Source organism: Streptomyces sp. NPDC005494 (assembly GCF_042872025.1).
Classification (GTDB): domain Bacteria; phylum Actinomycetota; class Actinomycetes; order Streptomycetales; family Streptomycetaceae; genus Streptomyces.
The window spans coordinates 1-24,835 of the sequence record NZ_JBIAJR010000017.1 but is presented as its reverse complement, the minus strand read 5'-3'; the positions used below and the strand labels follow the sequence as shown (position 1 = coordinate 24,835).

18 protein-coding genes are annotated in these 24,835 nt (G+C 70.9%); 2 read left to right on the top strand and 16 right to left on the bottom strand.

Annotated features, from left to right (window positions below; genetic code table 11):
• Positions 1 to 213 precede the first annotated feature (213 nt).
• From fxsA to ACFYQ6_RS33490, 4 genes are all read right to left on the bottom strand, one after another.
• Entirely contained in the window at positions 214 to 813 is a 600-nt protein-coding gene (gene fxsA, locus ACFYQ6_RS33505; RefSeq protein WP_361586763.1) for an FxsA family membrane protein, read from the bottom strand.
• A gap of 55 nt (positions 814 to 868) precedes the next feature.
• Positions 869 to 1,636 carry a polyprenol monophosphomannose synthase gene (locus ACFYQ6_RS33500; protein ID WP_361586761.1) on the bottom strand — a complete coding sequence of 256 codons (768 nt, stop codon included), beginning with the start codon at positions 1,634 to 1,636 and terminating at the stop codon, positions 869 to 871.
• A 534-nt stretch (positions 1,637 to 2,170) separates the two neighbouring features.
• Positions 2,171 to 3,811: an amidohydrolase gene (locus tag ACFYQ6_RS33495; protein ID WP_388766610.1), complete on the bottom strand. Its 1,641-nt coding sequence runs from the start codon at positions 3,809 to 3,811 to the stop codon at positions 2,171 to 2,173.
• A gap of 81 nt (positions 3,812 to 3,892) precedes the next feature.
• The gene (locus ACFYQ6_RS33490; protein ID WP_014157449.1) at positions 3,893 to 4,333 is read right to left on the bottom strand and encodes an Lrp/AsnC family transcriptional regulator; all 441 of its coding nucleotides are present in this window, start codon (positions 4,331 to 4,333) and stop codon (positions 3,893 to 3,895) included.
• A 203-nt stretch (positions 4,334 to 4,536) separates the two neighbouring features.
• Here ACFYQ6_RS33490 and ACFYQ6_RS33485 point away from each other — a divergent pair, with 203 nt between their 5' ends.
• A complete protein-coding gene (locus ACFYQ6_RS33485) occupies positions 4,537 to 4,947 on the top strand; it encodes a hypothetical protein (protein ID WP_356746127.1) in 411 nt (136 codons plus the stop codon).
• A gap of 414 nt (positions 4,948 to 5,361) precedes the next feature.
• Here ACFYQ6_RS33485 and ACFYQ6_RS33480 read toward each other — a convergent pair whose 3' ends face one another.
• Positions 5,362 to 6,534, bottom strand: a complete 1,173-nt coding sequence (locus tag ACFYQ6_RS33480; RefSeq protein WP_361586755.1) for an acyl-CoA dehydrogenase family protein — start codon at positions 6,532 to 6,534, stop codon at positions 5,362 to 5,364.
• A 351-nt stretch (positions 6,535 to 6,885) separates the two neighbouring features.
• Here ACFYQ6_RS33480 and ACFYQ6_RS33475 point away from each other — a divergent pair, with 351 nt between their 5' ends.
• Positions 6,886 to 8,151 carry a glycoside hydrolase family 18 protein gene (locus tag ACFYQ6_RS33475; protein WP_388766607.1) on the top strand — a complete coding sequence of 422 codons (1,266 nt, stop codon included), beginning with the start codon at positions 6,886 to 6,888 and terminating at the stop codon, positions 8,149 to 8,151.
• A 95-nt stretch (positions 8,152 to 8,246) separates the two neighbouring features.
• Here the strand turns inward: ACFYQ6_RS33475 and ACFYQ6_RS33470 are convergent, their stop codons facing one another.
• The 11 genes from ACFYQ6_RS33470 to ACFYQ6_RS33420 all read right to left on the bottom strand — a co-directional run bounded on the left by ACFYQ6_RS33470 (position 8,247) and on the right by ACFYQ6_RS33420 (position 24,822).
• Complete coding sequence (locus ACFYQ6_RS33470) at positions 8,247 to 8,396, bottom strand: SCO1431 family membrane protein (protein WP_361586749.1); 150 nt, start codon at positions 8,394 to 8,396, stop codon at positions 8,247 to 8,249.
• Positions 8,397 to 8,730: 334 nt separating this feature from the next.
• Positions 8,731 to 9,348 (bottom strand): TOPRIM nucleotidyl transferase/hydrolase domain-containing protein, encoded by a 618-nt coding sequence (locus ACFYQ6_RS33465; RefSeq protein ID WP_361586747.1) that lies wholly within the window; start codon positions 9,346 to 9,348, stop codon positions 8,731 to 8,733.
• Between the two features lie 151 nt (positions 9,349 to 9,499).
• Positions 9,500 to 9,853 (bottom strand): hypothetical protein, encoded by a 354-nt coding sequence (locus ACFYQ6_RS33460; RefSeq protein WP_361586744.1) that lies wholly within the window; start codon positions 9,851 to 9,853, stop codon positions 9,500 to 9,502.
• A gap of 40 nt (positions 9,854 to 9,893) precedes the next feature.
• Positions 9,894 to 10,094, bottom strand: a complete 201-nt coding sequence (locus ACFYQ6_RS33455; RefSeq protein ID WP_361586741.1) for an MbtH family NRPS accessory protein — start codon at positions 10,092 to 10,094, stop codon at positions 9,894 to 9,896.
• Between the two features lie 122 nt (positions 10,095 to 10,216).
• Positions 10,217 to 10,831 (bottom strand): 3-isopropylmalate dehydratase small subunit, encoded by a 615-nt coding sequence (gene leuD / locus ACFYQ6_RS33450; RefSeq protein WP_361586739.1) that lies wholly within the window; start codon positions 10,829 to 10,831, stop codon positions 10,217 to 10,219.
• A 25-nt stretch (positions 10,832 to 10,856) separates the two neighbouring features.
• Positions 10,857 to 12,260 carry a 3-isopropylmalate dehydratase large subunit gene (gene leuC / locus ACFYQ6_RS33445; RefSeq protein ID WP_361586736.1) on the bottom strand — a complete coding sequence of 468 codons (1,404 nt, stop codon included), beginning with the start codon at positions 12,258 to 12,260 and terminating at the stop codon, positions 10,857 to 10,859.
• Positions 12,261 to 12,407: 147 nt separating this feature from the next.
• Positions 12,408 to 13,787, bottom strand: a complete 1,380-nt coding sequence (locus ACFYQ6_RS33440; protein ID WP_388766602.1) for a hypothetical protein — start codon at positions 13,785 to 13,787, stop codon at positions 12,408 to 12,410.
• Positions 13,788 to 13,839: 52 nt separating this feature from the next.
• Positions 13,840 to 15,282, bottom strand: coding sequence for a pyridoxal phosphate-dependent aminotransferase (locus ACFYQ6_RS33435; RefSeq protein WP_361586730.1), 1,443 nt, complete (start codon positions 15,280 to 15,282; stop codon positions 13,840 to 13,842).
• Between the two features lie 58 nt (positions 15,283 to 15,340).
• The gene (leuB, locus tag ACFYQ6_RS33430; RefSeq protein ID WP_361586727.1) at positions 15,341 to 16,462 is read right to left on the bottom strand and encodes a 3-isopropylmalate dehydrogenase; all 1,122 of its coding nucleotides are present in this window, start codon (positions 16,460 to 16,462) and stop codon (positions 15,341 to 15,343) included.
• A gap of 64 nt (positions 16,463 to 16,526) precedes the next feature.
• Complete coding sequence (fes, locus tag ACFYQ6_RS33425) at positions 16,527 to 17,792, bottom strand: enterochelin esterase (RefSeq protein WP_361586725.1); 1,266 nt, start codon at positions 17,790 to 17,792, stop codon at positions 16,527 to 16,529.
• Positions 17,793 to 17,991: 199 nt separating this feature from the next.
• Entirely contained in the window at positions 17,992 to 24,822 is a 6,831-nt protein-coding gene (locus ACFYQ6_RS33420) for an amino acid adenylation domain-containing protein (RefSeq protein ID WP_388766635.1), read from the bottom strand.
• Positions 24,823 to 24,835: the final 13 nt, after the last annotated feature.

The following is a 24,835-nucleotide window of genomic DNA, read 5'->3' as shown; positions in this document are numbered from 1 at the left end:
CCCCCCCCCCCCCCCCCCCCCCCCCCCCCCCCCCCCCCCCCCCCCCCCCCCCCCCACCCGCCCCCCCCCCCCCCCCCCCCCCCCCCCCCCCCCCCCCCACCACCCCCCCCCCCCCCCCCCCCCCCGCGGCTCTTCGTGCGTCCGTCCCGGTGCTCGGGAGTCACTCCCGCGGTCGCGGTGCCGTGCCGGCCGCGCCCCGGCTCCGGAGCCGGGTCAGCCGGTCAGCGGCGGGCGCGGGCGGTCCGCCCCCGGCTCCTCCTCGGAGCGCGCGGGTGAGCCGTCCTCGCGGATGACCTCGCCCTGGACGACCTTGCCGTCGGGGCGGTGGATACGGGCCTGCTGGAAGGCGTCCGAGAAGCCGCCGGGCGCCGCCGCGCGCATGCGCCGCTCCAGGGAGCGCTCGGCGTAGCGGCTGAGGACGGAGCGGACGGGAGGCAGCAGGAGCAGAAGACCCGCCGCGTCGGAGATCATGCCGGGAATCATCAGGAGCAGGCCGCCGAGCATCAGGAACCCGTTGCCCTTGCTCCCCGTGGGCGCCGCGGCGGGGCCGGTGGAGGCGCCGGGCTGCCCCGGCATCTGCTGGAGGGTCTCGGTGAGCGTGCGGAACGCCCGGCGGCCCGCCCGCTTGATCACCGCGGCACCGAGCACGGCGCCGGCGACAAGGATGAGCAGCACGGTGAAACCGTTCGCCGCGTCGGCCACCACCGTCAGCAGCCAGATCTCCAGCACCAGCCAGGCGGCGACGCCCAGCGGCAGGAGGGTACGGGCGCGGGAGCGCCGTGGACGGTTCAAAGGCGGTGTGCCGGTCGTCATGCCCCCAGTGTGCCTGTACGCGCGTGCGAGCGGCGTAAGGGGGTGATCATGGCCCTCAGGAGCTCTTGCGGCCCAGCACCTTGTTGGCCCGGCCCGAGATGCCCCAGCCGGTGACCCGCCACAGTGCCTCGACGAGGATGTCCCGGCTCATCTTGGAGTCGCCGATCTCGCGCTCCATGAAGGTGATCGGCACCTCGACGACGTGGTACCCGGCCTCGACCGCGCGCCGTGCGAGGTCGACCTGGAAGCAGTAGCCCTGCGAGGCGACCTCGTCGAGGCCCAGGCCCTCCAGCGTGGGCGTGCGGAAGGCGCGGTAGCCGCCGGTCACGTCACGCACGGAGAGACCGAGCAGCATCCGGGAGTAGAGGCTGCCGCCGCGCGAGATCATCTCGCGGTGCCTGGGCCAGTTGACGACCCGGCCGCCGGGCACCCAGCGGGAGCCGAGGACCAGGTCGGCACCCTTCAGGGCGGTGAGGAGCCGGGGCAGTTCCTCGGGCTGGTGCGAGCCGTCGGCGTCCATCTCGACCAGGACGCCGTAGCCGTGCTCGGAGCCCCAGCGGAAGCCGGCCAGGTAGGCTGCGCCGAGCCCTTCCTTGCCCTTGCGGTGCAGGACGTGGACCTGGCCGTCGCCGGCCGCGAGCTCGTCGGCGACCTTGCCGGTGCCGTCGGGGCTGTTGTCGTCGGCGACGAGGATGTCGGCTTCCGGAACGGCGGCGCGCACCCGGGCGACGATCAGCTTGACGTTCTCGGCCTCGTTGTAGGTCGGAATGATCACCAAGACTCTGCCGAGCGGGCCGAACTGCCTCTGACCGCCGTCGTTCACTACTGCCCCTTAAAGTCCGTACGCAGGTGCACACCATATCCAGCGCACCACGGCAGGACGCCGACGCGGTCACGGGGTGGCGCGGCAGGCGTGGACAGAAGCGTGGAACTACGGACAGAAGGACAGCACTGCGGTCGGGGCCCGGTGTCCTTCGGGCCGACCCTGGGACCCGCCGGCTGCGGGTCGGCCGAAGGCCGTTGTCTACTGAACCTCCGGGCCCCACCCGGGTCACACCTACCGCCCAGCCGAAACCCTCCCTCGCCCCCGAGGCGCGAGCGCTGAACCTGGCTGCCAGTTGTGGTGCACCGGTGCGGCACACCACCCCGTGACCCAGCGGCGTTCGACGACTGCGTGGAGGTCTGACCGGTCGGACGTCCAGTGGTGGACCCGGCCGAACCTACCGGCCCGTGGGCGCTTTCTGTCAACAGTCGCCCGACCTGCGGTTTCATCGGAAAGCGCCTGGTCAGCGGGGAGGACTCCCAGGTCGCGGCAGAGTCTCCGCGCCTACGATCGGCGGTAAGGAAGATCACGACGTCACTCGTTCGGCCTTACGTAGACGGTTCGCCCGAGGACCACCGTGCGCAGGCAGACCGGAAGCTCCGCGCCCGGGGTGAGATCCGGCAGGCCAGGGGTGCCGGAGCGAGGGTCGGTGGACCAGCGCGCCACCCGGTCGTCGGGTGCCTGCACCAGCAGTTCGCCGGTACGCCAGACGGCGTAGTCGGCGGGGGCGCCCGGCACGAGCACACCCGCGTCGTCACGGCCCACGGCACGCCAGCCGCCCCGGGTGTGGGCGGTGAAACCGGCACGTACGGAGACACGGTGCTCCGGCGTGCGGTGGTGGGCCGCTGCCCGCACCGTCCCCCAGGGGTCCAGCGCCGTGACGGGACTGTCGGAGCCGAACGCGAGCGGCACACCGGCGCGCAGCAGGGCGGCGTAGGGGTTGAGGGTCGCCGCGCGCTCCGCGCCGAGGCGCTGGGCGTACATGCCGTCGGGGCCGCCCCAGGCCGCGTCGAAGGCGGGCTGGACGGAGGCGGTGAGGCCGAGTTCCGCGAAGGCCGCGACGGTCTCCGGGGTGAGCATCTCGGCGTGCTCGACCCGGTGCCTGGCGGCCCGGACCCGGGCGAGTCCGAGCGTCTCGGACGCGGCCCTGACTCCGGCGACGACGGCGGAGACGGCCGCGTCGCCGATGGCGTGGAACCCGGCCTGCAGCCCGGCCTCCGTGCACGCCGTCACGTGCGCGGCGATGTGGCCGGCGTCGAGCCGGGCACTGCCGGTGTGCGGGGCGTCGGCGTACGGCTCGTGCAGGAGGGCGGTGTGCGAGCCCAGCGAGCCGTCGACGAAGAGGTCGCCGGCCGCGCCGATGGCGCCGAGCTCGCGGACCCGCCGGGCGCCCTTCTCGTCCTCGATGTGCTGCGCCCAGTAGCCGAAGACCCGGGGGCCCGGCTCCCGGGCGGCGAGTTCGAGCAGTCCGGTGAAGTCGTCCTCGTCCGAGATCTCCGGGCCCGCGCACTCGTGCACGGTGCCGATGCCGAGCGAGGCGGCCCGGGCGAGGGCGGCGCGCTGGGCCTCGGTCCGCTGCGCCGGTGTGCCGGCACGGTGGGCGGCCGCGCGGACGGCGTGGTGGGCGTCGCCGGTCAGCGGCGCGTCCGGGTGGTAGCCGTCCATCGCGGTGACGCCCGGGACGAGGTCCAGCAGTGCCGACGTCACGACGGCGGAGTGGACGTCGACGCGGGGCAGGTAGACCGCGCGGCCGCCTGCCGCCTCGTCGAGTTCGGCGCGCGAGGGGGGCCGCTGCCCGGGCCAGCGGGTGGCATCCCAGCCGTGGCCCAGGATGACGCTGAGCGCCGGGTGCCCGTCCGCGAAGGCGCGGACGAGCCCGAGGGCCTCGGTGAGCGTGCGGGCGCCGGAGAGGTCCAGTCCGGTGAGGGCGAGCCCGGTCGACGTGGTGTGGACGTGGGAGTCGGTGAAGGCCGGGGTGACCAGGGCCCCCTCCAGGTCGATCACCTCGTCGACGCCGCTCGCGAAGGCGTCGGCCGCCCCCTCCGAGCCCACCCATGCGACATGGCCGCGTTCGACGACCATCGCGGTGGCGAACGGATCGGCGGGGCTGTGGACTTCTCCACCGCGCAGCAGCACGGTGCGGTGTTCGCTCTGGAGGGCGGTGCTCTCGGTCATGGGACCAGTCTCCCGCCTGCCCGGGTCCTCTTCGCCCGCGCCCCCTCCCCCGCCGGTTCGCGGCGCGCCCGCCGGGGCCTCTCAGACGCGGGGCGGACGTGCCTCGTACGGCGTGGACAGGACGACGGTCGTACGCGTGGAGACCCCTGCCAGCGTGCGGATGCGGGTCAACAGGTGTTCCAGCTCCAGAGGGCTGGAGACCCGCACCTTCAGGATGTAGTTCTCGTCGCCCGCGACACTGTGGCAGGCCTCCAGCTCGGGCACACCGGCGAGCCGTTCGGCGATGTCGTCGGGTGCGCTCGGGTCGAAGGGTTTCACCGAGATGAACGCCGTGAGGGGCAGGCCGACGGCTTCGGGGTCGACGACCGCGGCGTAGCCACGGATCACCCCGCGCTGCTCCAGCCGGCGGACGCGCTGATGAACGGCCGACGTGGACAGGCCCGTAGCCTTGCCCAGGTCGGTGTAGCTCATCCGCCCGTCCTTGACGAGCAACTCCACGATTTGACGGTCCAGCTCCTCCATGCGGATCAACCTATGGCCCCAGGTCCCTCCAGGCACAGTCGTGGGCCCCCCGGAAAGGCACGTTCGAGGGACGTGTGACGAATGCCACATGTTTACGGGTGGGTAGCCGACGACCTCGCGATTACGGCTGACCCCGGGCGGGAAGTGCTTGCTGTGGCCGGGGCCGTGGCGGCTTGCCGGCCCACCCGAGGGGGGAAAATCCCATGCAGAGCCTGAAGCTCACCGGACGTACCGAACCGGAGCCCGACGCATTCGCGGCACCGGACGAGGACAGTGTTCCCGACGCGTACGACACATTCGAGATGTACCGGGTGATCTGCCCGGACTGCACCCAGCCGATCGCCCTGCTGGCGGACGAGGACGTGCTTCCCGAGCACGCGCTCTGCCCGACGCCGTGGAATCCGTTCGTGCTCACCGTGTGCCCCGGTACGGCCCGTGACGCCTCGCTCGCGCGCCCGGCGGACGAGACGCTCGAGGCCCAGGAGCAGGAAACGGCCCTGCTGTTGACGCTGCCCCAGGGACTGGACTGGCGGACGCAGCCCTTCTCGCACGCCGGCGGTCCCGGCTCGCGGCCCCGGCGGTACATGCCGCAGACGCGGCGCCAGGCCGCCTGAGGTCCCTCACGGACCGCACACCACCTCTGCGCGCACCACGACGGCCGGTCCGGCGTGGTGCGGACAGTTCACCGGACGGCCGGTGACCGGCACCCGAGGAACGGGCGCGCGAATCGGCCGGACAGTGACCCCGGGGCCCGTACGGGCGTTGGTTCTGTATGACCACCCTGCATCCGACGGCCGGCCCCGTCAGGCGCCGCCTTGCCGCCCCGACAGCCGGAGAATCGGTTCCGCAGCCCGGACAGCCGAGCCGGGAGTCCGCACGTCAGGCCGCGCCGCACAGCACCGACCCGCCCATCTACCGCGCCATGCTGCGCCATTGGGAGAGCACGGGCCGGACCATGCCGGGCCGCCACGACCAGGAATGGAACCGGATCATGACGACACCCGTCTGGTCGGACCGGCCGGTCCGGGTCAGCGCGTCTCGGGACCCGCGAGGTGACGGGCGATGACCATGCGCTGGATCTGATTGGTGCCCTCGACGATCTGGAGCACCTTGGCCTCGCGCATCAGCCGTTCGACGGGGAAGTCGAGGGTGTAGCCGTAGCCCCCGAGCACCTGCACCGCGTCCGTGGTCACCCGCATGGCCGCATCGGTGCAGAACAGCTTCGCCATCGCGGCCTGCCGCGAGAAGGGCAGGCCGGCGTCACGGAGCCTCGCCGCCTCCAGGTAGAGCGCACGCCCCGCCTCGATCCGGGTGGCCATGTCGGCGAGCATGAAGCGCAGCCCCTGGAAGTCGGCGACGGGGCGGCCGAACTGGTGTCGCCCCGTGGCGTATCCGACCGCCTCGTCCAGGGCCGCCTGGGCGACGCCGACGGCGCAGGCGGCGATCCCCAGCCGGCCCGAGTCGAGTGCGGACAGGGCGATGGCGAAGCCCTGCCCCTCCTCGCCGATGCGCCGGTCGCCCGAGATCCTCACACCGTCGAAGTGGAGTTGAGCCGTGGGCGAGCCCTTCATGCCCATCTTCTTCTCCGGCGCCGCGGCGTTGAGCCCGTCGGCGCCTCCAGGGACCAGGAACGCGGTGATGCCGCGAGGACCCTCTTCCCCTGTGCGGGCCAGCACGGTGTAGAAGTCGGCGACGCCGCCGTGCGTGATCCACGCCTTGGTCCCCGTGAGCACCCAGTCCTCGCCGTCCCGTACGGCCTTGGTGCGCAGCGAGGCGGCATCGGAGCCGGAGGCGGGCTCGGAGAGGCAGTAGGCGCCGAGCAGGCCGCCGGAGAGCATCGCGGGGAGGTGCGCGGTCCGTTGCTCCTCGGTGCCGTAGCCCGCGAGCGCGTGACAGGCCAGCGAGTGGACGCTGACGCCGAGACCGACGGTGAGCCGGGCGGCCGCGAGCTCCTCCAGGACCTGGAGGTAGACCTCGTAGGGCTGGTCACCGCCGCCGTGCGCGGAGTCGTACGGCAGTCCGAGCAGTCCCGCTTCGGAGAGCAGGGTGAAGACCGCGCGGGGGAAGACGCCCGCCTCCTCCTCGTCGGCCGCCCGGGGAGCGATCTCCTTCGAGACGATGTCGCGTACGAGCTCGACGAGCTGCCGGGACTCCTCGGTGGGCAGACGGCGTTCCACCGGCTGCGGGGCACGGTCGGACATGACGGCGCTCTCCTCCCTGTCGGGCGTTGCGGCGGTCACGCGCGGGGTGTGCGCGGCACCGCCGGGTTGTCCCGGGCGCTGCCCGGAAAAATCTACGGTTCCTCAGCCGATCCTGCCTTCCCGGATCACGGGAGGCGCTGGCCAGCGGCTGTGGCGCGTCGCAGTATGCCCGATCGGAGCGCGTCCGTCACCGGGTCCTCATGCCGGTGATCAGCGAAATTGGTCCGAACCATTGACCCAACTGGTCTAGTCCTTCTACGGTCTCCCCCAATGCCTCATCGCGTCCATGCCAACTTCCAGGTGGACCGGGCGGCACCCCCACGACCAAGCCCTCCCCCACGAGGAGCCACGATGACCGGACTTCACCGTCCCCGCGCCCGCCTCAAGGCGCTCGCCGCGACCGTCTGTACCGCCGCACTCGGCGTCGCCCTGCTCGGCGTCGCCGGCACCTCCCCGGCAGGCGCGGCCCCCACCGCCTCCACACCGGCCGCCTCCGAAACCGCCCCCACCGCGGCAGGCGGCAAGGTGGTCGGATACTTCACCAACTGGGGTGTCTACCAGCGCGATTACCACGTCAAGAACATCGAGACCTCGGGGTCGGCCGACAAGCTCACCCACATCAACTACGCCTTCGGCAACGTCCAGGGCGGCAAGTGCACCATCGGGGACAGCTACGCCGACTACGAGAAGGCCTACACGGCGGAGCAGTCGGTGGACGGCGTCGCGGACACCTGGGACCAGGAACTGCGGGGCAACTTCAACCAGTTGCGCAAGCTCAAGAAGCTGCACCCCGATCTGAAGGTCATCTGGTCCTTCGGCGGCTGGAGCTGGTCCGGCGGCTTCGCCGAGGCAGCGCAGAACCCGGCGGCGTTTGCCGCTTCCTGCTACGACCTGGTCGAGGACCCGCGCTGGGCCGATGTGTTCGACGGCATCGACATCGACTGGGAGTACCCGAACGCCTGCGGCCTGACCTGCGACACCAGTGGGCGTGACGCCTACGGGAACCTGCTGGCGGCACTGCGCGCGAAGTTCGGCACCGGCAACCTGATCACCTCGGCGATCACCGCGGACGGCTCCGACGGCGGCAAGATCGACGCCGTGGACTACGGCGGAGCGGCGCAGTACCTCGACTGGTACAACCCGATGACGTACGACTTCTTCGGCGCGTTCGCCGCACAGGGACCGACCGCTCCGCACTCCCCCCTGACCTCCTACCCGGGCATCCCGACGGAGGGGTTCGACAGCGACTCGGCGATCTCCAAGCTCAAGGGGCTGGGCATCCCGGCGGAGAAGCTGCTGCTGGGCATCGGCTTCTACGGGCGGGGCTGGACCGGCGTCACGCAGTCGGAGCCCGACGGCACGGCGACGGGAGCGGCGCCGGGGACGTACGAGGCGGGCATCGAGGACTACAAGGTGCTGAAGGACAGCTGCCCCGCGACGGGCACGGTCGCGGGCACGGCGTACGCCCACTGCGGCACGAACTGGTGGAGCTACGACACCCCGGCCACCATCGCCACGAAGATGGACTACAAGAACCAGCAGGGCCTGGGGGGCACCTTCTTCTGGGAGCTCAGCGGCGACACGGCGAACGGTGAGCTCATCAAGGCCATCAACTGACGCAGGCGGGGTAGACGCGTCACAGGGCGGGTCAGGGGTGGGGTGCCGGGCGGGCGCCTCACCCCACCCGTCGTGAGCGACCGGCGCAGGTCAGCTCACATGAGCCCGGCCTGGGTGACGAACATGGCCAGGACGACGACGAGCGTCCAGCCGAGGACGTGCTCGAGGATCTTCGGCCCGTCCTCGGGTCCCCCGGTCCGGGCACGGCGGGCGTGGGCGGTCTTCTCGGCTGCGGTCGCGGTCATGGCATCTCGCTCGGTCGTTCGGTCGTGGGCGTCCCCCGTGGCCCGACCACAGTGCCAGCGGAAGTGGCCGGCGCGGTAGAGACGCGGGTCACAGCGGCCGACTGCCGCACGGACGCCGAAGCCCCGTCCGCCCGTGCCCCCGCCGGGTTCCGGCGCGGGGACGGTACGGCGCCCCCCGGCGATGTGCGCTACGCCATACCCCCACGGCGGCTTCACGACCCACCGCCGGTCGATCCTGCCGAGGCCCCTGGGGCGACGAGGCCGGCAGGCTTCGGGACACGGCTGAGACAGGCGCGGCGGGCGCGGAATCCCGCTTCACGGCGAGCAGGGCCCGTCAGAGGTCCGCGAGCAGGCCGTCGAGCGGGGCCGGCACCCGGTCTGCGCCGAGGGCCTCGACGAGGACCCGGCCGTAGTGGATCTTGCGCCCCTTCTTCGTGCCGAAGAAGCGCCGCAGCTGCTGTTGCGAGGTGCGGCCCCGCTGCGCCGGCTGGCGCAGGAAGGTCTGCAGGGAGCGCAGGTCGCCCTCGTCCCGGACGAGCTCCTCCACACGCTCCGGACCGAGCGCGCGGATGAGTTCGTCCTCCAGGTCCGCCGCGCAGACGAAGAACCCCTGCTCCGCCGCTCCGGCCCGGGCCAGGCCGCGGGCGTAGAAGGGGTACTCCGCCTCGTCGCACAGCCCGGTGAGCCGGAGGCCGAGGCCGGGGGGCCCGAGGACGTGGGCGAAGCGGGCGAAGCTCATGGCACCGCCCATCGGCAGGACACAGACCCCTTCGGCCGCCAGGTCCCGGCCCCGGGCCCGTGCCAGCGCGTCGACCGCGGCGACATCGCTCGGCCCTTCCAGCAGGACGGCCGTCCGTACGTCCACTCGCGCGGCCAGTTGGCGTGCGTGGTCGCCGGGGCCGTCGGCCGCCCATGCGACGACCGCGTCCCTGAACGCCCCCATGTCAGTCATGGGGCGAGTCTGCGCCCCTCCCGCCCTCGACGGAAGCACATTTCCGCCGAGGGCCGGTGGCGGGTGAGGCCGGGCAGGCGCGCGGCCTGCGGGGAACCGGGGCCGGCCGGGGGAAGGCGGCGGCGGACCGGTGCCCGCCCGCCGCCCGGGGTCACGGCACGGGTGCGGGTTCGACGGCCACCAGGTGGCCGCTGCCGCTGAGCGACGTGAGGTCGATGTCGGCCACGCAGCGGACCTTCACGTAGTTGAGGGTGAGCGTCCCCTCGATGTGCACGCGCCCGGTTCCCTGTGCGAAGTCGGCGTCGCCGAGCTCCGTGGCCGCCCCGTCCACCCGGACACCGAGATCCGTGGACCCCCCGGAATCCGGGAACTTGACGAAGACGTATCCCCTGTCGACCAGGCGTCGCCGGAACTCCGCGTGCGAGGGCGCCGGGCCGCCGACGACGACCTTCTGCCCTTCCTTGGAGAGACGCTCGACGAGCTCGTCCATGAGTGGTTCCTCCATGACTGGTACGGGATGCTGACAGGTCGGGTGATCGGGCCGGTCAGCCGGCCGTCCGCTCCATCTGGAGGCGCAGGCTCCGGGGGCGCATGTCGACCCACACGTCCTTCACGTAGGCCAGACACTCCTCCTTCGAGCCGGTCATCTCCGTCTCTCTCCATCCGGCCGGGACGTCGAGGTACGTCGGCCACAGCGAGTACTGGTCCTCGTCGTTGACCAGGACCTTCATGCGGTTCTCTTCCATCGCTCTGCTTCCTCTGCTGTCAGGAACGTTCGTCTGCTGTCGGGAACGGTTCGGTCTGCTCTCGGGAACGGGGCACCGGGCCCGTGGGCGGGGCCGGGGTGCGGACGCCGGGCGGGAAGCGCTCAGGCGAAGAGCCAGGGCGCTTCCTGCCTGCGGCGCTCTTCGTAGGCGTGGATCTGGTCACGGTGGGAGAGGGACCAGCCGATGTTGTCGAGGCCCTCCATCATCGAGTTCTTCTTGAACGGGTCGATATCGAAGGCGAAGGACCGGCCGTCGGCGGTCGTCACGGTCTGGGCCGGGAGGTCGATGTGCAGGGTCGGCGACGAGGCCGTCGCCAGTGCCTCGCAGATCTCGTCGACCTCCCGTGCCTTCAGGGCCACCGGAAGGATGCTGCTGTTGAAGCAGTTGTTGTGGAAGATGTCCGCGAAACCGGGGGCGATGATGCAGCGGATGCCGAACTCCCGCAGCGACCAGGGCGCGTGTTCGCGGGAGGAACCGCAGCCGAAGTTCTCCCCCGCGATCAGGATCCCGGCGCCCTCCTTCCCTGGTTCGTTGAGGGGGAAGTCAGGGTCGGGCGTGACCCCGTCCTCCAGGTAGCGCCAGTTGGCGAAGAGGTGGTCGGCGAATCCGGTGCGGCTGATCGACTTGAGGAACCGGGCCGGGATGATGTCGTCCGTGTTGACGTTGGACCGCATCATCGCCACCGCGATGCCTTCGTGCGTGATGAATTTCTCCACGGGGTTCTTCTCCCTGCGCGTGTGTTCAGAGGTCACGGACGTCGGCGAAGCGGCCCATGACGGCCGCGGCCACCGCGGTCACCGGGCTGACGAGATGGGTGCGGCCCCCTCGGCCCTGGCGCCCCTCGAAGTTGCGGTTGCTGGTGGACGCGCAGCGCTCGCCGGGAGCGAGCCGGTCCCCGTTCATGGCGATGCACATGCTGCATCCCGCCTCGCGCCATTCGAAGCCGGCCTCGCGGAAGACGTCCGCCAGCCCTTCCTCCTCGGCCTGCCGGCGCACGTTCATCGAGCCGGGGACGACGATGGCCCGGGTTCCCTCGGCGACCCGCCGGCCGGCGGCGTACCGGGCAGCGAGCCGGAGGTCCTCCAGCCGGGAGTTGGTGCAGGAGCCGATGAAGACGGTGTCCACCGCGATGTCCTGGACGCGCTGACCGGCGTGCAGGCCCATGTACTCCAGGGCGCGCTCCATGCCCGCCCGCGTCACGGGGTCGCTCTCGGTGGCCGGGTCGGGCACGGTGCCCGTCACGTCGGCGACCATCCCCGGGTCCGTGCCCCAGGTGACCTGCGGCACGAGGGAGGCGATGTCGAGTTCGTGCTCCGTGTCGAACCGCGCGCCGGGGTCGCCTGCGAGCTGCTTCCATTGCTCGGCGGCCCGCTCGAAGAGCTCCCCCTGGGGAGCGAAGCGGCGTCCGCGCACGTACTCGACGGTGACGTCGTCGGGGGCGACCATGCCGGCCCGGGCACCGGCCTCGATCGCCATGTTGCAGAGCGTCATGCGGCCCTCGACCGTCAGGGAACGGACCGCCGCTCCGCTGAACTCGATGACGTGGTTGGTTCCGGCGTCCGTGCCCAGGCTGCGGATCACGAACAGCGCGATGTCCTTGGCGGTGACCCCGGGGGCCGGCGTCCCCTCGATCCTGATGTTCATCGTGCGCGGCTTCTGCTGGAGCAGGCACTGGGTGGCCAGGACGTGTTCCACCTCGCTGGTGCCGATGCCCACCGCGAAGATGCCGAGGGCACCGTGCGTCGAGGTGTGCGAGTCACCGCACACCACGGTCATCCCGGGCAGCGAGAGCCCCAGCTCCGGGCCCACGACGTGCACGATCCCCTGGTCGGCGTCGTTCATGCCGAGCAGCCGCACCCCGAACTCGCGGGCGTTGTCCTCCATCGTCTCGATGCACAGGACGCTCTGGCTGTCGACCACGTCGATGAGGCGGCGGCCCGGCATGGTGGGGACGTTGTGGTCGATGACCGCGACCACGCTGTCGGGACGGTGGACGGGGAGATCGCGCTCCCGCAGTCCGGCGAAGGCCTGCGGCGAGGTCGCCTCGTGGGTGAGATGCCGGTCGATGTACAGCATCGGTATCTCACCGGGCTCGTCGCGCACTGTGTGCGCGTCCCAGATCTTCTCGAACATCGTCTGTGGCATCGTGCGCTTCTCTCCTCATGTGTGCGTGCGTGCCGCCGGGGAGACCTGGCGGGGGGAACGGCTGGGACCTGCCGGCGTCCGCGTGCCGCGGCGCTCGTACGCCGGACGGCCGGAGCCCGGACGGCGCGTACGCCGGAAGGCTCGCGCTCAGGAGCCGTGGCGGGCGTGCGTCTTCGCGAAGCCCTCCGCGAGTTCCTCGGAGGTCAGTTCGCGGCCCAGCTCGCCGGCACGGGCCAGCAGGCTTTCGACGGTCTCCTGGGACAGATCCCCGGGGTTGCCCCCGCTCGCCATGTAGGCGAGCTTCACGGAGCTCCCGCCGCTCCACGGGCTGACCGACACGGAGGGGACACCTCCGACGGTTGCCGGGTCGACCGCGGAGTACACCGTGCGGGACATCTCCCGCAGGGAGCGCTCCAGTTCCTTGTCGCCGGCGTCGCGGGCCCGGTCCGCCAGGTGGTGGGCCTTGAGGATGGCGTCGGTGTGGATGCCGGACGAGGTGTGGCTGTACCGCTTCCCGAGCACCCCGTGCTCCGGCGTGCTGACACCGACCATCTCCTCGTAGAAGGTGATCAGCCGGAGGAGTTGCGGCATGTCCCACGAGACGGGCAGGCCGGCCTCCTCCTCGATGGCGGCGAAGTTCAGCACCACCTCCTCCAGGGAGGCGTTGCCGGAGCGCTCACCGACACCGCGCGAGACGACGTGCACGCGGTCAGCGCCCGCCGCGACCGCCGCCATCGCGTTGCCGAGGGCGTTCCCCGTGTCGCGGTGGCCGTGCCAGTCCAGCCGGATGCCGGGCATGTGGAGGGCGTCGAGCTCGTCGCGGACGAACCGCACCAGCCGGTACGTGCCGAGCGGCCGGATGACACCGATGGTGTCGGCCATGGCCACGGTGTACGCGCCGCTCTCCACCTGGACGCGGGTGATGGCGCGCAGGTCCTCGGGCGAGGTCTGGCTCGTGTGCTCGGTGCCCGCGATGACCGGGATGCCCATGTCCACGGTCTTCTTGATGAAGGTCTCCAGCCCGTTCAGGATGAAGTTGAGGTCCCAGCCCTGGACGAGCCTTCGGGAGGGGGCGCTGCCCATGAAGACGACGGCCTCGAGCCCCGGGTGGACGTCCTTGCACTCGACGGTCCACCGCAGGGACTCCTCCGTGCACATGGAGAGCACGGAGGGCACCATGCCGGGGAGTTCGTCCCTCATGCGCGCCAGCAACTGCTTCATGGTCGCGCTGAGCCTGTTGGCCTCGCCCGGGTAGATCCCGACCGTCGCGCAGGTGATGCCGAAGGCGTCCAGCAGATGCAGGTACCGCATCATCTCGTCGACGCCCGGATAGCCGGGTATGCCCTGGAGACCGTCACGCAGACACTCCGAAAGGATCTGCGTCCTGGCCACCTGCTCCGCGAGCGGCTCACCGGGAATGCCCTGGGGCACGGCGGAGAGGGGGCTCTCGTCGCAGTTCCAGTTGAAGTTGACCGCGATGTCGAGACCGGTGATGTCCGTCTTCGCGTATCCCGTTTCCTTCTGCATGGTTCCTCGCCTTCGTTGTCTGGAATTCGGCCGTCCCGGTGGTGTGCTGACTTCACTCCGATGCGACCGGAAGAATGCCGACCGAGAACCGGATGTAGTCGTCTGAATAGCCGAAGGTCGTGCCGGGAATCCCGGCTATTCCGGTCTTCTCCAGAACGGAGAATGCGTCCTCACCGGCTCTGAGCCGGCTCCAGTTGTAGATGGTGGTGTCGTCGTCGACATGGACGTGTTCGAAGAGCCGGTGCTCTTCGTCGAACCGCTGCAACTGGGCCCGCAGGCGGGCGCGGCGCAAGCGGTAGAGTCCCCGGATCTTCTCGATCAGCTGCGGATTCCGGCGGAAGAGCGAGTGATAGGCCATGAATCTGAGCTGCCATTCACCGGGCAGACAGCTGATGCTGCTCATCCAGCTCGACCGCATCGCGACGGAGAACGCCGCGTCCCCGAAGACCGCCCACCCGAAGCGGTCCCCGGTGAGGGTGTAGGTCTTGGAGAAGCTGTTCACGTAGATCATCGCCTCGGCCACGTCGGTGGCCGAGGCGAGACTGCGCATGCGGGCGCGGTCGTCGGCGGGCCGCCCCGTGCCGACGTACGCGAGATCCGCCAGGACGTGCAGGCGGCGTCCCCGCCGGGTGAAGCGTCGTACGACGTCCATCACGGCCGAGAGCTCCTCGGGCGAGTACGCGAGCGTCGTCGGGTTGTTCGTCACCGTCAGGTAGAGCACCCCGATGTCCGGGTTGTCCTCCAGGTTGCGGGCGAGGAGGCCGGCGGTGAGCCTGAACCCGTCCTCGGCCCGCGTGGTGACCCGGTGCAGCCGGAAACCGTAGGCCTCGGCCTGGAGTTCGGGCATGTTGAAGCCGGGAGCCGCGAAGAGCACCGCCCCGGGTGCTTCGGAGCGCAGCCGGGCGAAGTGCGCGAGGCCGCGGAGGATCTTGTCGATGCAGTCCGTCGCACCGAGCCCGAGGGCCACGTTCTCGGCGGTGGCCTCCACTCCCCAGGCCCGCATGTCCTCGGCCAGCAGGCCGCGCAGCAGCGGGTTCCCCACGCCCTGGATGTCGTAGACCCGAGGGTCGTAGCCGGAGTCCAGGAGCTGCCGCTCCGTGGCCATCATCTCCTCCCGCAGCCAGAGGTAGCCCTTGCCGGAGGCGATGTACCCGTTGAGGTCCTCTCCGGGCAGGGCGATGCCGAGCTCGTCGCCGAGCGCCCGGTAGTCGCGGGCGCCGCCCTCGTCCCCCTCGCACTCGGTGATGCGGCGGACGTTGACGTCACCGATCGTCCGGTTGACGATCTCCAGGCGGGTGGCGGCCGGGTCGAACCGCCGCTGGGCGCACTCCCGTTCCAGGTCGTCGACGAGACGCGCCATGACCCGGATCGGCGGCTCGGCGCCGTAGGTGGGGCGGGCCCTGTGGCGCCGGACCATCTCGCTGCGGGCCTGGCGTACGAGCATGCGCTGCTCCGCGAGACCCGGCGGGTCCTGCGGGTGACTCTCTGATCTCATGACTGGACGACCTTCGTGTGTCGTTGCGCGCGTCTGCGGGGCTCGGGGAGGGGCGGTCTCAGGGCCGCCGGAGCCGGTCCACGATGCGCCGGCCCATCTCCCGCGTCCCGACGGCCGCGTGGCCCGGCTCGGCGACGTCCACCGTCCGGTAGCCGTCCCGGACCACGTGCTCGACGGCGGCCTCGACGGCAGCCGCCTCCTGGTCCAGGCCGAGGGAGTGGCGCAGGAGGAGGGCGGCGGAGAGGACCGCGCCCACCGGGTTGGCCATGTCGCGGCCCGCGATGTCGGGCGCGGAGCCGTGGACGGGTTCGTAGAGGCCGAACATGCCGGACGCGGTGCGCCGGGATCCGAGGCTCGCCGAAGGGAGCATGCCGATGGAGCCGGTCAGCATGGAGGCCTCGTCGGTGAGGATGTCCCCGAACAGGTTCTCGGTGACGATGACGTCGAAGTCGGCAGGGGTCCTGATGAGGCGCATGGCGCAGGTGTCGACGAGCATGTGCTCCCAGGCCACCGACGGGTGGTCGGCGGCGACACGTTCGACGACCTCCCGCCAGAGGACCGACGAGCTCAGCACGTTGGCCTTGTCGACCGAGGTGAGCCTGGACGCCCGCCCCGCCGCGATCTCGAAGGCCGCCCGGACCACCCGCTCGATCTCCTCCTCGGTGTAGAGAAGCGTGTCGACGGCCTCGGTCCCTTCCGCCGTGCGGCGGATCTCGCTGGGCTTGCCCGGCACGGATTCCAGCCGCCCGTAGTAGAGGCCGGCCGAGAGCTCCCGTACGAAGATCATGTCGGCGCCCTTGAGGTGCTCGGGCTTCAGGCTCGACGCGCCGTACAACGGCTCCAAGGGGTGAACGGGCCGCAGGTTGGCGAAGAGGCCGAGCTCCTTGCGGAGGCGGAACAGTGCCTGCTCCGGCCGGGGGCCGTCCGCCCGGGCCTGGCCCGCGGGCAGACTGCCGACCGCACCGAAGAGGACGGCGTCGCTGTGGGCGCAGGTCTCGAAGGTGCTGTCGGAGATGGCCGTCCCCTCGGCCTGGATGGCGTCGAGGCCGACGCGGCCCTCGTGGAACGTGAAGGAGTGGCGGTACCTCTCCTCCACGACGGCGAGCACGTCCAGGGCGCAGGCGGTCACCTCCGGCCCGACTCCGTCTCCCGGAAGCACCGCGATCGTTGCCTTGCTCATAGGACTCACCTTTCTGGGACGGCTGTGGTTCTCGTGCACGACTGAATTCGATGCGATGTCTCCGTCACCGGTTCGATTCCTTGCTGGGGCGGGGGTGGAAGGAGAGCAGGCGTTCCACGATCGTGCCGCGCCAGCAGATCATGTCGTGACCTCCCAGGTATTCCTGGTAATCCACCTCGTAGCCCTTTTCCACGAGGACGTCACGCATGTTCTGATGGGTCGTCATCGGGTCGTAGTCGACGATCGCGCGCTCCAGGCTGCCGATGTCCATGGAGAAGCGAAGGGGAAGCCTGGGGCTGTTCTCGAACTGCCGGGTGAGCCATTCCTCTTCCCGCTCGGGCACGCCCTTCCCTGGCCACCAGAAGGACCCCGACTGGGATATGACGTTGCCGAACCGTGCGGGGTTACGGAAAGCCGCGTACGCAGCCGCGAGGCCACCGAAGCAGGAACCTCCGACGACCGTGCGGGCGGGGTCGGTGGTGATGTGGTAGTTCGCGTGCACCCATGGCATGAGCTCTTCGTCCAGGAACGCGCCGAAGGGCTCGTGGCAGGGCAGTTCCCGGGCCCGTACGTCCTGGTCCTCGTTGGTGTGCATGACCAGGACGTACGGGGGGATTCCGCCGGCGTACAGGAGGTTGTCCAGCACGGTCGTGATGGCCGCGAAGTTGTAGTAGGACCATCCGTCGAAGAGGACGAAGACGTTGTAGTCGTCGCCCTCGGCGGAGTAACCGGGGGGCGTGTGCACGGTGATGTGGTGGCGGGTCCCGAGGTGCGTGCTGTCCATGGTGTGCATGCGGCTCGTCCCCTTGGGGACCCCGCGGCGCGGCAGGTTCCACGGCTGCTTCGGGGCCTGGGGCAGTTCGAGCACCGACACCTTGAACTCGTGGGGGTTGCCCATGAGCGTGTAGTCACGCGGGTTCAGCGGGTCGGGCCGGTACTCGGACAGGCGCTGGAGCACCTCCGCGTAGGAGGCGAAGGGGACCATGGAGTTGTTGACCGAGTACAGATAGGTGGTCCGGAGCCGGGAGGGCAGGAAGTACGAGCGGTACCAGAGGTCGGTGCCGGGCAGGTGCTCCATCCGGAACTCGCCGAAGTCGCCGCCGGGTGCGCTGCAGAAGAGCACCACGACGTTCTCGGTGTCCCCGGGGTCCCGCCACAGAAAGGTGACCAGGGTCCGGGTGTCGTCGTCCCCGGCCTGTTCCATCAGCGGGGAACCGGACTCCGCCGTCTCCTTCCAGAACACGTCGAGAGCCTGGTCGTCGCCCGCGTCGACGGCCTTCGCCAGGCGGGCGATCCGTGGACTGGTCAGGGTGGTCTCCGCAGCGAACACTGTCTGGTCTCCTTAGCGGCGTGCGAGGCGTGCGTGGCTGTGCGAGGCGTACGCGGGGTGCGCGTCCGTGCGAGGCGTACGAGGCCGTGGCAGGCGTCGGTGTGCGAGGTGCGCGCGGTGCCGTGCGGCGGGCCGGGACGGGGGTGCCGGCGTGCACGGGTGCACGCGGCGTGCGGTCCCGGGCACGCCCCGGCGGCCGTCAGAGCAGGTCGAAGAGTTCCGCCGCGTCCAGTTCGTCCTCGTCGCCCTCTTCGACGGTCCGGTCGATGACCCGGGCGAGCGCGGCGACCGTCCGGTTCTGGAAGACGGTGGTGAGCATGAGCTGGATGCCCCACCTCTCCTGGACCTCCGTGGCCATGGAGGCCACCAGCAGGGAGTGGCCGCCGAGGGCGAAGAAGTCGTCCTCGACGCCGACCCGTCCGAGCTCAAGGAGCCGGGCCCAGAGCTCCGCCAGGGTTTCCTCGGTCCCGGTGCGCGGTGCCACGTAGCCCTCACCCGCGCGTGCCTGCCGCACGATGCCGGCCAGGTCGGGCAGGGCCTTCCGGTCGGCCTTCCCGTTGGCGGTGAGCGGGAAGGCGTCCAGGTGCACGAAGTAGGTGGGCACCATGTACTCCGGAAGCCGTTCCAGCAGGTGCGTCCGCAGCTCCTCCTGGGGCGGCTCCTGTCCGTCTCGCGAGGTGAGGAAGGCCGTCAGCCGCTTGTCCGCCGGCGTCACCTCGTGCACCACGACGAGGCAGGCCAGGACGGCCGGATGGTCGGTCAGGACTGCCTCGATCTCCTCGATCTCGATGCGGTAGCCGCGGATCTTGACCTGGTGGTCCTTGCGTCCCGCGTATTCGACGACCCCGCCGCTCCGGTACCGGGCGAGGTCGCCGGTGGCGTAGAGCCGGCCCGGCCCGAAGGGGTTGGCGACGAACCGCTCGGCGGTCAGGTCGGGGCGTCCCAGATATCCGCGGGCCAGTTGTACGCCGCCGATGTGGAGTTCACCGATGACACCGTCGGGCACCGGCTCCATCGCCTCGTTCAGGACGTACAGCTGCGTGTTGGCCACCGGACGGCCGATCGGCACGGTGGTCGCCCCCGGGGTGGGCCGGCACTCCCAGAAGCTGACGTCGACGGACGCCTCGGTGGGGCCGTAGAGGTTGTGCAGCCCGGTCCGCGGCAGCGCCAGGTGGAACTGCTCCTGCACCTCGGGTGGCAGGGCCTCGCCGCTGCACACCACATGACGCAGCCCCTGGCAGTGCCGGGACACCGTCTCCTGCCGCAGGAACGCCTGCAGCATCGAGGGGACGAAGTGGATTACGCCTATGGCCTGTTCCTCGATGAGCTCGGCCAGGTAGGCCGGGTCGCGGTGCCCCTCGGGCCGGGCGAGGTGCAGGTGCGCTCCGGTGATCAGGGGCCAGAAGAACTCCCAGACCGACACGTCGAAGCTGTACGGGGTCTTCTGCAGGACGCGTTCGTGCCCGCGCAGCCCGTAGGTGTCCTGCATCCACAGGAGCCGGTTGCAGATGCCCCGGTGCGAGAGCATCACGCCCTTGGGGCGCCCTGTGGATCCGGAGGTGTAGATGACGTAGGCCAGACCGTCCGGGCTCACCTCGACCTCCAGGGGATCGGGTCGGGCGTCGAGCCAGGAGTCGTCGTCCCCACCGAGCTCGATCAGCCGGACCCCCCGCTCCGCCAGGAAGTCCACCCTGTCCACGGTCCCGGGCTGCACCAGGACGAACGCCACCCTGGAGTCCCCGGCCATGTACGAGAGCCGGTCGGCCGGGTGGTCCGGGTCCAGCGGGACATAGGCGCCGCCCGCGCGCAGGACGGCCAGCAGACCGGTCACCAGGTCCAGCGAGCGGTGCATGCACACACCCACCCGTGACTCCGGGCCCACACCGAGGTCCCGCAGCGTCCGTGCCAGCCGGTTCACCCGCCGGTCCAGCGCGGCGTAGCTGAGCTGTTCGTCCTCGCAGGACAGGGCGATGCGGTCGGGTGTGCGGCGCACCTGCTCGGCGAAGAGCTGGTGGAGGGAGACGTGGCGCAGGGCCTCCGGGTCGTGGGTGGCGTTCCGCTCCTCCAGGATGCGTGACCGCGCTGCGGCAGGCATGAGCGGAAGACGGTGGACAGGTGTGTCCGGCCGTGCCAGGGCGGCTTCGAGGAGCGTCCGCAGGTGCTCCCCCATCCCGGCCACCGTGTCGCGCTCGAACAGGCTGGTGCTGTACTCGAAGGTGTACTGGAGGTCGTCGCCGCGCCGCTGGATGCTGATGCCCAGGTCGAACTTGGCGACGCCGATGCCGTCCCCGGTCACGTCGTGCATCCAGGCGGGCTGCTGCTCCTGCGAACCGGACGGCTCGTCGAAGAGCTTGTCCAGACCGGTGAACATCACCTGGAAGACCGGGCTGTAGCTGAGGCTGCGCTCGGGCTTCAGCTCCTCGACGATGCGGTCGAAGGGCACCTCCTGACGGCTCTGCGCCTCCAGGAGCTTCCAGCGGACCTGGGTGACGACGTCCGAGAAGGCCGGCTGTCCCCCGAAGTCGACGCAGAGCGCGACGGTGTTGACGAGGAAGCCGATGAGCGGCTCGGTCTCGATGCGGCTGCGGTTGGCCACCGGCACCCCGATCACCACCTTGTCCTGGCCGCTGTAGTGCGCGAGCAGGGTGGCGAAGGCACTCAGCAGCACCACGAAGTCCGTGGTCCGGTGGCCGGCCCCGAGCGTCCCGATCCGCTCGACGAGCTCCGCCGGCAGGGCGCGGCTCAGGTTGGCACCCCGGAAGTCCTGGACCGCCGGGCGGGGGTGGTCGGTGGGCAGCGATATGAGTGCGGGCGCGTCGGCGAGCTGCTCCTTCCAGTACCGCAGGTGCGGCTGGAGTCGCGCCTCCTCCAGCCACTGCTGCTGCCACACCGCGTAGTCGGCGAACTGGAGGGACGGAAGGGCCGGCATCGGTGGACCGTCGGGGCCGGTCGCGTCGTGGATCCGGAGCAGTTCGTCGTTGAGGAGCCCGACGGAGTAGCCGTCGAAGACCGCGTGATGTGCGCTGAAGGCGAGGAGGGTCTCGTCGCCGGGGAGCCGTACGAGCAGGGTCCGGAAGAGCGGTCCGGCACCCAGGTCGAACGTCCGTGTCCAGAGCTCCCGGGTGGCGGCCCGGACCTGCTCGTGGCACCGCTCGGGTGACGTCGCGGTCAGGTCCGCCTCGGTGAGGGACACGGTCCCGGTCGCGGCGATCTCCTGCCACACCCGCCCGCCGCTCTCCCGGAACGTGGTGCGCAGGATCTCGTGGCGGGCGATGAGCTCACCCAGCGCGTGCCGGACACGGACGGGGTCCAGGGCTACGGGCCTGTGGAGCAGCCATCCGACGGTGTACAGCGAGCTGTCCGGGTGCAGGCGGTCCATGTACCAGAGCCGCTGCTGGTCGAAGGTGGCCGGGACGGGCTCGTCACGGGGCACCGGCCGCAGGGGGACCATGGGGTACGGCTGCTGCTCCTCCATGAGCGTGTCCAGTTCCGCCGCGACCTGGGAGAGGGCCGGCTGTTCGAAGAGGACGCGGACGGGGAGGTCGACGCCGAAGGTCTGGCGGACGCGGGCGGCGACCTTCACCGCGAGCAGCGAGTGCCCGCCCAGGACGAAGAAGTCGTCGAGCACACCGACGGGGCTGTGGCCCAGCACCTCTTCCCAGATCTCGGCGAGCCGGGCCTCGGTCCCGGTCCTCGGGACCGCGTCCGCCGGCAGCGCCCGCGCGGGGCCGTCCTCGGGCTGCGGCAGTGCTCGCCGGTTCAGCTTGCCGTTGGCGTTGAGGGGCAGCTCACCCAGGAGCACGAAGGCGGAGGGCACCATGTAGGCGGGCAGCTGCTCCCGCAGATGCGCCCGGAGCGTCTCCTGGGGGTCGGCGGACTGCGGGGACAGGCCGTCGGGCACCACATAGGCGACCAGGCGTCGTCCCTGCCCGTCCGGGATGGCGAGCACGGCGCACCGGTCCACCAGGGGGTGCTGGTCGAGCACCGCCTCGATCTCGCCGAGCTCGATACGGAAGCCCCGGATCTTGACCTGTGTGTCGACTCGCTCGACGAACTCGACGGTGCCGTCGGGCAGATGGCGGACGAGGTCGCCGCTGCGGTAGAGCCTGCCGCCAGGTTCGTCACCGAACGGGTCGGCGACGAAGTACTCGGCGGTCAGGTCGGGCCGGTTCATGTAGCCGCGGGTCACGCCCGCGCCGCCTATGTGCAGTTCCCCGGGCACTCCGACGGGAACGGGCCGCATGTAGGGGTCGAGCACGTAGAACCGCACGTTGGTGATCGGCCGTCCCATGTGGAGGACGTCCAGGTGCTCGTCGGTGCGGCCTCCGGTGGCGAAGACCGTGGTCTCGGTCGGCCCGTAGACGTTGAAGAACGTACGGCCGGGCGCCCAGGTACGGATGAGGTCCGCCGAGTACGCCTCTCCGCCGACCACCAGGGTGCGCAGGTGCGGGAGCGGGTCGTCCGTCGGGAGGGTGGCGAGGGCGCCGGGGGTGAAGTTCAGGCTCTCGATGGCCCGTTCGGCCAGGATCTCCTGGAGGTCGGTGCCGATCATGCGCAGTCCGGCGGCCGGGATGTGCAGCGTGCCGCCGGTCACCAGCGGGAGGAGGATCTCCCACACGGAGAAGTCGAAGCTGGTGGAGGCGACCTGCAGGACGTTCTGCCGCCGGTCGAAGCACGGGTTGTCGCGTATCCACGGCACGATGTGCTGGACGCACCGGTGAGCCACCATGACGCCCTTGGGCCGCCCCGTGGAGCCCGAGGTGTAGATGATGTACGCCAGGTTCTCCGGGGTCACCGGGGTCGTGGGAGGTGTGCCCGGCCGGTCCGCGAGTGAGGGCATGGCGGTGTCCAGACAGAGTGTCTCCAGGTCTCCGCCGGGCAGCCGGTCCATCAGGTGCGACTGGGTGAGCATCAGGCGCAGCCGTGCGTCCTCCACCACGTAGGTCATGCGGTCGAGGGGGTACCTCGGGTCGATCGGGACGTACGCCCCGCCGGCCTTGAGGATGCCCAGCAGACCCACGACGCCTTCCAGCGAACGGTCGAGGCAGAGTCCGACCAGGACGTCGGGGCCGACCCCCCGGTCCTGGAGCCAGTGGGCCAGCTGGTTGGCGCGGCGGTCCAGCTCGGCGTAGGTGAGGTGGCCGTCCTCGTGGACCACGGCGACCGAGTCCGGGGTGGCGCGCGTCTGCACCTCGACGAGGGTGTGCAGGAGTACGGGTTCGAGGGGGGATGTGCTGTCGGTGCTCCACTCCCCCAGGGCCCGGGCCCACTCGTGGTCGGTGAGCAGGCTCACCTCGGCAAGGCTCTGCCGCGGTTCGCTCACCAGCGCGTGGCAGATCTGCCGCAGGTGCCCCGTCATGGCCTCCACCGCCGGTGTGGCGAAGCGGCGCGTGTCGTGGAGGATGCTGATGCCGATCCGCTCGCCCAGGGTGATGGCGGTGTTGAGCGGATAGTGCGTCTGCTCCTGCGAGCCGAGCGCTTCGAAGCGCAGAGAGCCCTCGGGCCCTTCTCCCTCGGGGTAGTTCTCGAAGACGAAGAGGCTCTCGAACAGGGGTGTGCCCGCGGGCGTCCCGCTCCACTGCTGGACCAGGCCCAAGGGGCTGTACTCGTACTGGCGCATGCTCAGGTTCTGCTGCTGGAGGTCCTGGAGCCAGTCGACGACACGGCCGGCTCCGGGGAGCCTGACCCGGAGCGGGAGCGTGTTGATGAAGAGCCCGGACATGTTCTCGACGTCCTCGACGTCGGCGGGCCGCCCGGAGACCACGGTGCCGAAGACCACGTCCTCCGTGCGGGCGTAGCGGCCGAGCAGGAGTGCCCAGCAGCCCTGGAGGACGGTGTTCAGGGTGAGCCTGTTCCGCTGTGCGAAGTCCTGCAGGGCCGCGGTCTCCGCATCGTCGAGGAAGGTCTCGGCCCAGGCGTACGGGGCGGGGTCCCCCGGGCCGGCGTCCGGGGAGGCCGGCGGCTTGCCGAGGTTGGGGACGGTCGCCTCGTCGATGCCGTGCAGGGTGTCGCGCCAGTACTGCTCGGCCTGTTCGAGGTCCTGTTCCTGGAGCCAGGAGACGTAGTCACGGTAGGGGCGCGCGGGCGTCCGCTCCAGTCGGCCGCCCTGGGAGAGCGCGCCGTACCAGGCGGCGGCCTCCTGGAGGATGAGGCTGATGCTCCAGCCGTCCAGGATGGTGTGGTGGGCGGACCAGACCAGCTCGTGGCGGTCGTCTGCGACGCGGGCCAGGAGCATCCGCCACTGCGGGGCGTCCTGCGGGTCGAAGCCCCGCACCCGGTCCTCGCGCAGATGCGCCTCCAGGCGCTCGCGCTGTTGTGCCTCGTCCAGCGACCGCCAGTCCACCACCTCCAGCGGGACGGGAAGGGCCGCCCACACGAGCTGGAGGGCGAGGCCCTCGGCCGTGGTGCGGAAACCGGTCCGCAGGATCGGGTGCCGCCGCATGACCTCGGCCCAGCTCTGCCGGAAGACCTCCACGTCCAGCCGCTGATCGATCCGCAGCCGGTTCTGCACGTGGTAGTAGCCCTCACCCTTCGCGTACTGGCTCTGGAACCACATGCCTTCCTGCGTGGGTGTCTGCGGGTAGCAGTCCTCCAGCGGGCGGGGCACCCCGCTCGCCCGCCAGGCAGGCGTGGCGCTGAGTTCGGCGGTCAGGGCGTCGGTCTGCGCCTGTGTCAGCCGGCTCAGAGGGAAGTCGCTCGGGCTGTAACCGAGCACTCCGGGCCGGCCGGCCTCCTCGACGATCGCCCGCAACGCGTCCAGCGTGTCGTCCGCGACCCGGCGGATCGTCGCCTCGTCATGCACCGCGGCGCAGTACGTCCACTCCATACGGAGCTCACCGTTCCGGACGCTGCTGACGATGTCGATCAGGTGGGGCCGTGCGTTGGACGGGTCGATGTCGGGACCCGCCTGCCCGAGGGACGCCGCAAAGCTGCTTCCTTCCGCCGATCCGTCGAACTGGCCGAGGTAGTTGAAGCTGATCTGGGCGGACGGCGTCCCCGTCAACGGAGTCACCTCCGGACCGTGAGCCAGCAGACCGTAACCG

Excerpts from the sequence above, each read along its gene's own strand:
- fxsA (WP_361586763.1), bottom strand. The coding sequence starts at position 813 with ATGACGACCGGCACACCGCCTTTGAACCGTCCACGGCGCTCCCGCGCC.
- ACFYQ6_RS33495 (WP_388766610.1), bottom strand. The coding sequence starts at position 3,811 with ATGACCGAGAGCACCGCCCTCCAGAGCGAACACCGCACCGTGCTGCTG.
- ACFYQ6_RS33490 (WP_014157449.1), bottom strand. The coding sequence starts at position 4,333 with ATGGAGGAGCTGGACCGTCAAATCGTGGAGTTGCTCGTCAAGGACGGG.
- ACFYQ6_RS33485 (WP_356746127.1), top strand. The coding sequence starts at position 4,537 with ATGCAGAGCCTGAAGCTCACCGGACGTACCGAACCGGAGCCCGACGCA.
- ACFYQ6_RS33480 (WP_361586755.1), bottom strand. The coding sequence starts at position 6,534 with ATGTCCGACCGTGCCCCGCAGCCGGTGGAACGCCGTCTGCCCACCGAG.
- ACFYQ6_RS33475 (WP_388766607.1), top strand. The coding sequence starts at position 6,886 with ATGACCGGACTTCACCGTCCCCGCGCCCGCCTCAAGGCGCTCGCCGCG.
- ACFYQ6_RS33470 (WP_361586749.1), bottom strand. The coding sequence starts at position 8,396 with ATGACCGCGACCGCAGCCGAGAAGACCGCCCACGCCCGCCGTGCCCGG.
- ACFYQ6_RS33465 (WP_361586747.1), bottom strand. The coding sequence starts at position 9,348 with ATGACTGACATGGGGGCGTTCAGGGACGCGGTCGTCGCATGGGCGGCC.
- ACFYQ6_RS33460 (WP_361586744.1), bottom strand. The coding sequence starts at position 9,853 with ATGGAGGAACCACTCATGGACGAGCTCGTCGAGCGTCTCTCCAAGGAA.
- ACFYQ6_RS33455 (WP_361586741.1), bottom strand. The coding sequence starts at position 10,094 with ATGGAAGAGAACCGCATGAAGGTCCTGGTCAACGACGAGGACCAGTAC.
- leuC (WP_361586736.1), bottom strand. The coding sequence starts at position 12,260 with ATGCCACAGACGATGTTCGAGAAGATCTGGGACGCGCACACAGTGCGC.
- ACFYQ6_RS33440 (WP_388766602.1), bottom strand. The coding sequence starts at position 13,787 with ATGCAGAAGGAAACGGGATACGCGAAGACGGACATCACCGGTCTCGAC.
- ACFYQ6_RS33435 (WP_361586730.1), bottom strand. The coding sequence starts at position 15,282 with ATGAGATCAGAGAGTCACCCGCAGGACCCGCCGGGTCTCGCGGAGCAG.
- leuB (WP_361586727.1), bottom strand. The coding sequence starts at position 16,462 with ATGAGCAAGGCAACGATCGCGGTGCTTCCGGGAGACGGAGTCGGGCCG.